The sequence below is a fragment of the Diaphorobacter sp. genome (assembly GCF_050251835.1).
In the GTDB taxonomy this organism is placed as follows: Bacteria; Pseudomonadota; Gammaproteobacteria; order Burkholderiales; family Burkholderiaceae_C; genus JBFXIE01.
On the sequence record NZ_JBFWLZ010000062.1, the window covers coordinates 1 to 9195 of the forward strand.

Here is a 9195-nt window from a genome sequence, read left to right on the forward strand (position 1 = left end):
GCAGGCGCCATCAACCTGCCGCTGAGCGAGCTGGCCGAGCGCGTCACCAGCGTACTGCCCCAGCGCGACGCACCATTGGTTCTGTGCTGCGTTTCTGGCGCGCGCTCGGACGTGGCAGCGCAGTGGCTGCGCGCGCAGGGCTACACCCAGGTGGCCAACGGCGGTAGCGCAGGCGCCGTGGCCCTGCAGCTGGGCCTGCCCATCGAACGCGCTTGAGCTGAGAGGCGCGTGGATGACTGGCGGCCCTTTCAGCCTCTAGCCGCAGTTTTACGAGCGCCGAAAGCTATCAATAACGCAGCATCTCAGTCGCAGCAGCCGCTTTGCTCGTCGCCCTGGGTGCGTGTGCCTTGCAGCCCCAGCTTGGCCAGCAATTGCACATCTGCCTCCACATCGGGGTTGCCGGTGACTAGCAGCTTGTCGCCATAAAAGATGGAGTTGGCACCCGCCAGAAAGCACATCGCCTGCACCGGCTCGCCCATTTGCTGGCGACCGGCGGACAAGCGCACGCGCGCCTTGGGCATGGTGATGCGGGCCACGGCGATCACGCGCACAAAGTCCAGCGGATCCACCGGTTCGCTGTCGGCCAGCGGCGTGCCCGGCACGCGCACCAGGCTGTTGATGGGCACCGATTCGGGATAGGGGTTCAGGTTGGCCAGCTGCGCGATCAGGCCGGCGCGGTGCACGGGCGTTTCGCCCATGCCGACGATGCCGCCGCAGCAAACGCTGATGCCCGCGTCGCGCACATGGCGCAGGGTGTCCAGCCGGTCCTGGTACTGGCGGGTGCTGACCACGTCCTGGTAGTACTCGGGCGCAGTGTCCAGATTGTGGTTGTAGTAGTCCAGGCCAGCATCGCGCAGCGCCTGCGCCTGGTGCGGTTGCAGCATGCCCAGCGTGGCACAGGTCTGCAGTCCCAGGTCTTTGACGGCGGTGATCAGCTCGCTCATCTTTTCGATGTCCCGATCCTTGGGCGCGCGCCAGGCGGCGCCCATGCAAAAGCGGGTGGCGCCAGCGTCTTTGGCAGCCTGGGCGGCCTGGGTCACCTCTTGCACGCTCATCAGCTTCTCCGCCTTCACGCCGGTATCGAACTCTGCCGATTGCGGGCAATAGCCACAGTTTTCGGGGCAGCCGCCCGTCTTGACCGACAGCAAGGTGGCCAGCTCGATGTCGCCGGCGGGCCAGTGCTGGCGGTGCACCGTCTGCGCCTCAAAAAGCAAATCCAACAAGGGCTTGTCGAGCAGGGCCTGTATGGCATCAACCGTCCACGGGCCTTGCACTGCGGCAGGGGCAACGCGGCGGTGCAACTGCATGGGCTGACTGATGGATGGTGTAGCGGTGAGGGTCACGGGCAATCTTTCAGGATGGTGCGTCACGAATGCGCAAAAAGACAAGTCAAAAAAGTCGGTGTGGTCGGGCGCTACTTGGGTCGCTGGGGTAGAAAGCCCAGTTTTCTCAGCTCTTCCTCGCTCAGCTCCAGTTCGATCACCTCGGGCTGGCGTGGCTCGACGCCGTTGCGCCGCTCAAAAATGGTCGGAGGGCCTTGATCAATCTGGCGCCGGTCGTGTCCGCTGCGACGGTCGTCTATCTGTCGTCTGTCCATTTGTCTTGCTCCTGCGAAGGTATCTAACAAACTCAGAGACCCCGTGTACATCGAAGGCGCCGCCAAAGCAAGCGTCAACCCAGCGCGGCAATCACCTCGGGCGGGGCCTGCACCAGTTCGATCAGAACGCCCTCGCCCGCAATCGGAAACTGCTCATTGCTCCTGGGGTGCAAAAAAGTGATGTCGTAGCCCGCCGCGCCCTTGCGGATGCCGCCCGGCGCAAAGCGCACGCCCTGCGCGGTGAGCCATTCCACAGCCCGGGGCAGATCGTCGATCCACAAGCCGATATGGTTGAGCGGCGTGGCGTGCACCGCGGGCTTTTTGTCGATATCCAGCGGCTGCATGATGTCCACCTCGACCTTGTGGGCGCCCTGCCCCATGGCCAGGATGTCTTCATCGACGTTCTCGCGCTCGCTCTGGAAGGTGCCAGTCTGGGTCAGGCCCAGCATGTCCACCCACAGGGTTTTCATGCGCTGCTTGTCAGTGCCGCCAATGGCGACTTGCTGGATGCCCAGCACTTTGAAGGGGCGGGTCATTCGGATTCCTCTGTATCGATAGCTGCCGGCGATTTTCCATCAGCTGCTGCAGGCAATTTTTACTGAAACTCCAGAATCACCTGATCGACCGCCAGCGACTCGCCCTTGCCCGCCACGATCTTGCCCACCACGCCGTCTTGCGCGGCAAAGAGGATGTTCTCCATCTTCATGGCTTCGATCACCGCCAGCTTTTCACCAGCCTGCACCTTCTGCCCGGGCTGCACCGCCACATCGACCAGCAGGCCCGGCATGGGCGACAGCAGGTATCTGGACAGATCCGGCGGTGCCTTGTACGGCATCAACTGGTGCAGGCGCGCGCCCAGCGGAGACAGCACCATGGCCTCGATCTGCGTGCCGTTGTGGCTGATGCGCAGCGCCAACGGGTTCTTGCCCGCGCCGCGCTCGACCTGCGCGGTAAAGCCCTGGCCGTTGCAGCTGCCCTGCACACGAATCTGGCCGAGGGTGGCTGTACTACTGATCTGATAGCTTTTACCGCTCACAGATACTGCGCTGGAGCGGTTTTTGCCTTCCATCTCGAAGTCGGTCACGGTCACGTCGTGGTGGTGGTTCTGGCCTTCGTGGCCCAGGGAGACGACGACAAACTGCTCGCCCACCTTGACTTCGTGCCCGGCCAGCTGGCCGCTGATGCCCGAGGCGCGGGCGCGGTAGCGGCGGTGCATGTACGCTGCAAGCGCCACCAGAAACAGCGGATCGTCGTGCGGCACGTCCTCGGCGGCAAAGCCTTTGCCGTAGTGCTCGGCGATGAAGCCGGTGTTGAACTGGCCGGTGACAAACTTGGGATGCGCCAGCAGCGCAGCCTGGAACGGGATGTTGCTACTGATGCCGCGAATCACAAAGCCGTTGAGCGCGGCGCGCATCTTGGCGATCGCGTCGTTGCGATCCTGGCCGTGCACGATCAGCTTGGCGATCATCGAGTCGTAGTACATCGGGATCTCGCCGCCTTCATACACGCCCGTGTCCACGCGCACGCCATGCTTCTTGCTGGTGTCGGACTGGAACATGCTCTCTTCGGGCGGCTGGAAGCGCACCAGGCGACCGGTGGACGGCAAAAAGCTGCGGAACGGGTCTTCTGCGTTGATGCGGCACTCGATGGCCCAGCCCTCGCGCTTCACATCCTGCTGCGTCAGGGGCAGCCTCTCGCCAGCGGCCACGCGGATCATCAGCTCCACCAGATCCAGGCCAGTGATGCACTCGGTCACCGGGTGCTCCACCTGCAGGCGGGTGTTCATTTCCAGAAAGTAAAAGTCCTGGTCCTTGCCAACCACGAACTCCACCGTGCCCGCGCTCTGGTACTTGACGGCCTTGGCCAGCGCCACGGCCTGCTCGCCCATGGCCTTGCGCGTGGCGTTGCTGATGAAGGGCGACGGCGCTTCTTCGATCACCTTCTGGTGGCGGCGCTGGATGGAGCATTCGCGCTCGTTCAGGTAGATCACGTTGCCGTGGCTGTCGCCCAGAATCTGGATTTCGATGTGGCGCGGCTCCTGCACAAACTTCTCGATGAAGATGCGATCGTCGCCAAAGCTGTTGCGTGCCTCGTTCTGGCAGCTGGCGAAACCTTCAAACGCTTCCTTGTCATTGAAGGCCACGCGCAGACCCTTGCCGCCGCCGCCGGCGCTGGCCTTGATCATCACGGGGTAGCCGATGGCCCGGGCGATCTCGACGGCGGCTTCAGGCCCGGCAATCGCGTCGTTGTAGCCGGGAATGGTGTTGACGTTGGCCTCGCTGGCCAGCTTTTTGGATGCGATCTTGTCGCCCATGGCGGCAATCGAATGCGCCTTGGGACCGATGAACGCAATGCCCTCATCTTCGCAACGCTGGGCAAAGGCTTCGTTCTCGCTCAGAAAACCGTAGCCGGGGTGGATGGCCTGCGCGCCCGTCTGCTTGGCGGCGGCAATGATCTTGTCGGCCAGCAGATAGGACTCGCGGCTGGGCGCCGCGCCGATGCGCACGGCCTCGTCGGCCAGCTTGACGTGGCGGGCTTCCTTGTCGGCGTCGGAGTAAACCGCCACGGTTTTGATGCCCATTTTTTGGGCAGTGGCGATGACCCTACACGCAATTTCGCCCCGGTTCGCGATCAGGATTTTGGTAAACATTTTTTAGCTCCTCAAGCGATTGGGTTGCGTGTAGTAGCCCGCTGAGCGGGCTGTGGCAGACGATTTGTCGAAACGTCCGCTGCGCGGCCGTTTTTACCGCGGTTGGCAATCAGGATTTTGGTAAACATGTGAATCTCCGGAATCTTTACTGGGTGGCGTTGGGGCCCGCCATGGCCGGGTGCATTTATCTCCGCTCATGTCCCCCGCCCTTCGGGCTCCTCCTTGACCTCGCTGCGACAAACGCACCCCAACCATGGCTACTTAGGAGGTTTTTCCATCCTTGAAACTGCGGCGCACCAACACGGGGATGTGTGGGCGTTTTACGCAGGTCAAGGAGGAGCGCACGGCGCGGGGGACACGGAGCAAAGCGCCCGCGCAGCCCCGTCCCCCCTGACGGATGACATGACTTCACAAAGGAATATTGCCGTGCTTGCGCCACGGGTTTTCCAGCTTCTTGTCGCGCAGCATGACCAGACTGCGGCAGATGCGCTTGCGCGTCTCGTGCGGCAGGATCACGTCGTCGATGAAGCCGCGCGCGCCGGCCACAAAGGGGTTGGCAAAGCGCTGCTTGTATTCCGCCTCGCGGGCGGCCAGCTTCACCGGGTCATTCTTGTCTTCGCGGAAGATGATTTCCACCGCGCCCTTGGCGCCCATCACGGCGATTTCGGCATTGGGCCAGGCCAGGTTGACGTCGCCGCGCAGGTGCTTGGAAGCCATCACGTCATAGGCACCGCCATAGGCCTTGCGCGTAATGATGGTGATCTTGGGCACGGTGCATTCGGCATACGCATACAGCAGCTTGGCGCCGTGCTTGATGATGCCGCCGTACTCCTGGCTGGTGCCGGGCATGAAGCCGGGCACATCGACAAACGTGACCACGGGGATATTGAACGCGTCGCAAAAACGCACAAAACGCGCGGCCTTGATGCTGCTCTTGATGTCCAGACAGCCTGCCAGCACCAGCGGCTGGTTGGCCACAATGCCCACGGTCTGGCCTTCCATGCGCGCAAAGCCGATGAGGATGTTCTTGGCGTATTCGGGCTGCAGTTCAAAAAAGTCGCCATCGTCCACAGTTTTGACGATCAGCTCCTTCATGTCGTACGGCTTGTTGGGGTTGTCGGGCACCAGGGTGTCGAGCGACAGGTCGGCGCGATCGGCCGGGTCGTTGCTCGGGCGCACGGGGGCTTTTTCGCGGTTGTTCAGCGGCAGGTAGTTGTACAGGCGGCGCAGCATGAGCAGCGCCTCCACGTCGTTCTCGAAAGCCAGATCCGCCACACCGCTCTTGGTGGTGTGGGTGATGGCGCCGCCCAGTTCTTCCGCCGTCACGTCTTCGTGCGTCACGGTCTTGACCACTTCGGGGCCGGTGACGAACATGTAGCTGCTGTCCTTGACCATGAAGATGAAGTCGGTCATGGCGGGCGAGTACACCGCGCCGCCCGCGCTGGGGCCCATGATCATGCTGATCTGCGGAATCACGCCGCTGGCCATCACGTTGCGCTGGAACACGTCGGCATAGCCGCCCAGGCTGGCCACGCCCTCCTGGATGCGCGCGCCGCCCGAGTCGTTCAGGCCGATCACCGGCGCGCCCACCTTCATCGCCTGATCCATCACCTTGCAAATCTTTTCAGCGTGGGCCTCGGACAAGGCGCCGCCAAACACGGTGAAGTCCTGGCTGAAAACAAACACCAGGCGGCCGTTGATCATGCCGTAGCCGGTCACCACACCGTCGCCGGGAATCTTGTTGGCTTCCATGCCGAAGTCGGTGCAGCGGTGCTCGACGAACATGTCCCACTCTTCAAAGGTGCCGTCGTCCAGCAGCAGCTCGATGCGCTCGCGCGCCGTCAGCTTGCCCTTGGCGTGCTGCGAGTCGATGCGCTTTTGCCCGCCGCCCAGGCGTGCCAGCTCGCGCTTTTTCTCCAGTTGATCCAGGATGTCTTGCATGGTCGTCCTTTGGTGAATTCAGTTGTTTATGCGGTTGACTTGGTGGTTTCTGGCACTTGTTCGGATTGCGCCATCAGCAGATTTCTTGCCGCAGTCGATGCTGCAATGCGCCCCGCGGCCACTTCGGCCTGCAACTGCGGCAGCAGCTTTTTGACCTGCGGATGCTGGCGAAACGCCTGCTTGAGGCCCGCATCGATGCGCTCCCACATCCAGGCTAGGGCCTGTTTTTCGCGCCGCGCGGCCAGGCGGCCGTTGGCGGTTTGCAATTGCCGAAACTGCGTGACGGCCGACCAGAACGCATCCACGCCCTGCCCCAGCAGCGCGCTGATCTGCACCACTCTTGGGTGCCACAGGGCTTCATCGTGGTGGGCGTGCTCGGGGTTGCCGTGCTGGCTCAACAGGCGCAGGCTGGATGCAATCTGGGCCTCGGCCCGCGTGGCGGCGTTCTTGTCGATGTCGGCCTTGTTGATGACCACCAAATCGGCAATCTCCATCACGCCCTTCTTGATGGCCTGCAGGTCGTCGCCCGCGTTGGGCAGTTGCAGCAGTACGAACATGTCGGTCATGCCGTTGACGGCAATCTCGCTTTGGCCCACGCCCACGGTCTCGACAATGACCACGTCATAGCCCGCAGCTTCGCAGACCAGCATGGCCTCGCGCGTCTTCTCGGCCACGCCGCCCAGGGTGCCGCTGCTGGGGCTGGGGCGGATGTAGGCCTGGGGATGCACCGACAGATGCTCCATGCGCGTCTTGTCGCCCAGGATGGAGCCGCCCGACACCGTGCTTGACGGGTCGATGGTGAGCACCGCCACGCGGTGGCCCAAGCCAATCAGGTACAGGCCCAGTGCCTCGATGAAGGTGGATTTGCCCACGCCCGGCACGCCGCTGATGCCCAGGCGGAAAGCTTTGCCGGTGTGGGGCAGCAGCTGCGTGAGCAGCGCATCGCCCTGCGCGCGGTGGTCGGCGCGGGTGGATTCGAGCAGGGTAATGGCCTTGGACATGGCGCGGCGCTGAACTGATCCCGTTTGCCCAGTGATGCGCGCTTGTAATTGAGTGAAGTCCAACATTACCGTGGTTTATCGAAAATTATCAAAGAATGCGCTATCAATGTCATACACCGTGCGAGGACGCAGGCCCAACTCATATTTTCTGAACATTTCATATAGCTTCTCACCATCGACCAGCTCCACCGGATCAGCACCTGGTCGAATGGCTTCGTCCTTGGCGTTTTGAGAAAAATGGCTGGTCGTAAGAAAAATAGCCTTATCAGCCCGCCCAGCCATTGCGCCGCGTAAGTCACGTATCTCTTTGGGCGGAACGGGAGCTACCCATTTTTTGCATTGGAAAACGACGTTGAAGCTCACCAGATCATTGACCTGCAAAACACCCACACCATCCACGCCACCATCGTTAGCGCGCCCTGTGACTTCCAGTCGATCAAATCCTGCAACACGCAGCAGGCGCAAACACAGCCGCTCGAATCCACTCGCGGATAAAGACTGCAATACCGCTATAAATCGCTCGAACTCTTGGTCTTCATCAGACTGTTCAGAATCCTCTGGCTCAACCGCAATATCTGCCTTTTCGGCTCCTTCTGGCGATTTTGTCTTTCTTGCTTTTGTGTGTTTTTGTTGTTCCCGCAAAAAAATTTCTAGCGATTGCTCCACACTCAGGTGTGTCGCAGTTCCTTGCGGAGTTAACGTCCAGACCCCACGACGTTCTTTTTGTATTAACCCGGCCCACACAAGATATTGACGCGCCCAATAGACTTGATTGGCAAAGCGCTCCATCCCTGTTTTGAGCACTTCTTCTCTCTGCGATTGCGGTACTTTGCAAATGCGCCCCACGGCATCTACCGCTTCTTTGGGCGTCGCCGAACCACCGAGCTCGCGTAGTGCATCAAGCAGTGGTCCAAACCACTGCACAAACGTCGGCCCACTGCGTTGTTTTTTCTGTGTCATGCAGATTTTTCCTAAACAGGCACAGCCTCAAAGAATCTCAAAACTGCGCCCATCAGGCAGTCGATAGCGCGAAAAATCACGCAGATCCACGGTAAAAATCCGCGTCACGCCGGTTTCGTTGGCCAGCCAATAAAGGGAAGCATCGGCCAGATCCATCTCGGTACGCGGCTGCTGGGTGTATTGCGTGATCCAGCTGCACATCTCCGGCAAATCTGCGCTGTCAAACGGATAGACCTGCACGGCCCCCGCAGCAACCCACTGCAGCAGTGCCACGCGATACCGAGGCCCGAGCAGATGGCTGGCCTCAGTGATGCAGGGCCAAGTGGTGTGCAGTTGAACAGGGGCGTCTGCCTCCAGCAACGCATGACGAAAATGCGCATGGAAGCGATCTTGCGGGTCAAACAAAGCCACCATGGGGCCTGCATCCATCAGGCAGACATTCACTTTTTTGCCTTTTGCGCAAGATACTCGGCAAATTCTTCTTGCTGGCGTGCGTAGGTAGCCCGCAGGCTTTGGCGCAAAGCCGCTTGATACGAGGGCAAATCATCATCGGCTGCGCCTTTCCCGATACGGTGGTGCGCAACCTCCTCCATCACCTGGGCGTAAAGCTGCGCCGGGTCTTTGCGCCCCAGCGCGCGCTCCACAGCCCTGATGATGAATTGCGACTTGCTCACGCCCTGGCGCCTGGCAGCTTGCTCCAGCTCCTTTTCCAGCAAGGGGTCCATGCGAACGGATACAGCCATGACGCACTCCTGATTGAATTGCAGTATTACTGTATTTCAACCACACCCATCAGCCAAGCGCCTTGCGAATCTGCTCCAGCACATCCTTGGCGCTGGCCGGAATCGGCGTGCCGGGGCCATAGATGCCCTTCACGCCCGCTTCGTACAGCTGCTCGTAGTCCTGCACCGGAATCACACCGCCGACAAACACGATGATGTCGTCGGCGCCCTGGTCTTTCAAAGACTGGATGATGGCCGGCACCAGCGTTTTGTGGCCTGCCGCCAGGGTCGAAACACCCACGGCGTGCACGTCGTTCTCGATGG

General features: G+C 61.3%; 11 protein-coding genes. 1 reads left to right on the top strand and 10 read right to left on the bottom strand.

The annotated features are described in order from the left end of the window. Positions 1 to 216: rhodanese-like domain-containing protein (locus tag AB7E35_RS14270; protein ID WP_428167794.1), on the top strand; the 216-nt coding region annotated here is incomplete at its 5' end. 86 nt (positions 217 to 302) lie between these two features. Here the strand turns inward: AB7E35_RS14270 and bioB are convergent. The 10 genes from bioB to AB7E35_RS14320 all read right to left on the bottom strand — a co-directional run. Beyond that, entirely contained in the window at positions 303 to 1307 is a 1005-nt protein-coding gene (bioB, locus tag AB7E35_RS14275) for a biotin synthase BioB (RefSeq protein ID WP_428162510.1), read from the bottom strand. A 107-nt stretch (positions 1308 to 1414) separates the two neighbouring features. Continuing rightward, on the bottom strand, positions 1415 to 1597 hold the full coding sequence (locus tag AB7E35_RS14280; protein ID WP_428162451.1) for a hypothetical protein: 183 nt from the start codon (positions 1595 to 1597) through the stop codon (positions 1415 to 1417). Between the two features lie 74 nt (positions 1598 to 1671). Next, positions 1672 to 2133 (bottom strand): VOC family protein, encoded by a 462-nt coding sequence (locus AB7E35_RS14285; protein ID WP_428162452.1) that lies wholly within the window; start codon positions 2131 to 2133, stop codon positions 1672 to 1674. Between the two features lie 59 nt (positions 2134 to 2192). Continuing rightward, positions 2193 to 4247 carry an acetyl-CoA carboxylase biotin carboxylase subunit gene (locus AB7E35_RS14290; protein ID WP_428167795.1) on the bottom strand — a complete coding sequence of 685 codons (2055 nt, stop codon included), beginning with the start codon at positions 4245 to 4247 and terminating at the stop codon, positions 2193 to 2195. A gap of 408 nt (positions 4248 to 4655) precedes the next feature. After that, complete coding sequence (locus AB7E35_RS14295) at positions 4656 to 6188, bottom strand: acyl-CoA carboxylase subunit beta (protein WP_428162454.1); 1533 nt, start codon at positions 6186 to 6188, stop codon at positions 4656 to 4658. Between the two features lie 26 nt (positions 6189 to 6214). Beyond that, complete coding sequence (meaB, locus tag AB7E35_RS14300) at positions 6215 to 7255, bottom strand: methylmalonyl Co-A mutase-associated GTPase MeaB (protein ID WP_428162455.1); 1041 nt, start codon at positions 7253 to 7255, stop codon at positions 6215 to 6217. 9 nt (positions 7256 to 7264) lie between these two features. Further along, positions 7265 to 8149: a restriction endonuclease gene (locus AB7E35_RS14305; RefSeq protein ID WP_428162456.1), complete on the bottom strand. Its 885-nt coding sequence runs from the start codon at positions 8147 to 8149 to the stop codon at positions 7265 to 7267. 27 nt (positions 8150 to 8176) lie between these two features. Beyond that, positions 8177 to 8578 carry a type II toxin-antitoxin system VapC family toxin gene (locus AB7E35_RS14310; RefSeq protein ID WP_428167796.1) on the bottom strand — a complete coding sequence of 134 codons (402 nt, stop codon included), beginning with the start codon at positions 8576 to 8578 and terminating at the stop codon, positions 8177 to 8179. Between the two features lie 11 nt (positions 8579 to 8589). Beyond that, positions 8590 to 8892, bottom strand: coding sequence for a ribbon-helix-helix protein, CopG family (locus AB7E35_RS14315; protein ID WP_428162458.1), 303 nt, complete (start codon positions 8890 to 8892; stop codon positions 8590 to 8592). A gap of 49 nt (positions 8893 to 8941) precedes the next feature. Further along, positions 8942 to 9195, bottom strand: a 254-nt coding sequence (locus AB7E35_RS14320; protein WP_428167797.1) for a cobalamin-dependent protein, incomplete at its 5' end; no start/stop codon positions are given.

Bases quoted from the DNA above. Each gene is read 5' to 3' on its own strand.
- AB7E35_RS14280 (WP_428162451.1), bottom strand. From the start codon at position 1,597: ATGGACAGACGACAGATAGACGACCGTCGCAGCGGACACGACCGGCGC.
- meaB (WP_428162455.1), bottom strand. From the start codon at position 7,255: ATGTTGGACTTCACTCAATTACAAGCGCGCATCACTGGGCAAACGGGA.
- AB7E35_RS14285 (WP_428162452.1), bottom strand. From the start codon at position 2,133: ATGACCCGCCCCTTCAAAGTGCTGGGCATCCAGCAAGTCGCCATTGGC.
- AB7E35_RS14305 (WP_428162456.1), bottom strand. From the start codon at position 8,149: ATGACACAGAAAAAACAACGCAGTGGGCCGACGTTTGTGCAGTGGTTT.
- bioB (WP_428162510.1), bottom strand. From the start codon at position 1,307: ATGCAGTTGCACCGCCGCGTTGCCCCTGCCGCAGTGCAAGGCCCGTGG.
- AB7E35_RS14290 (WP_428167795.1), bottom strand. From the start codon at position 4,247: ATGTTTACCAAAATCCTGATCGCGAACCGGGGCGAAATTGCGTGTAGG.
- AB7E35_RS14315 (WP_428162458.1), bottom strand. From the start codon at position 8,892: ATGGCTGTATCCGTTCGCATGGACCCCTTGCTGGAAAAGGAGCTGGAG.
- AB7E35_RS14310 (WP_428167796.1), bottom strand. From the start codon at position 8,578: ATGGATGCAGGCCCCATGGTGGCTTTGTTTGACCCGCAAGATCGCTTC.
- AB7E35_RS14295 (WP_428162454.1), bottom strand. From the start codon at position 6,188: ATGCAAGACATCCTGGATCAACTGGAGAAAAAGCGCGAGCTGGCACGC.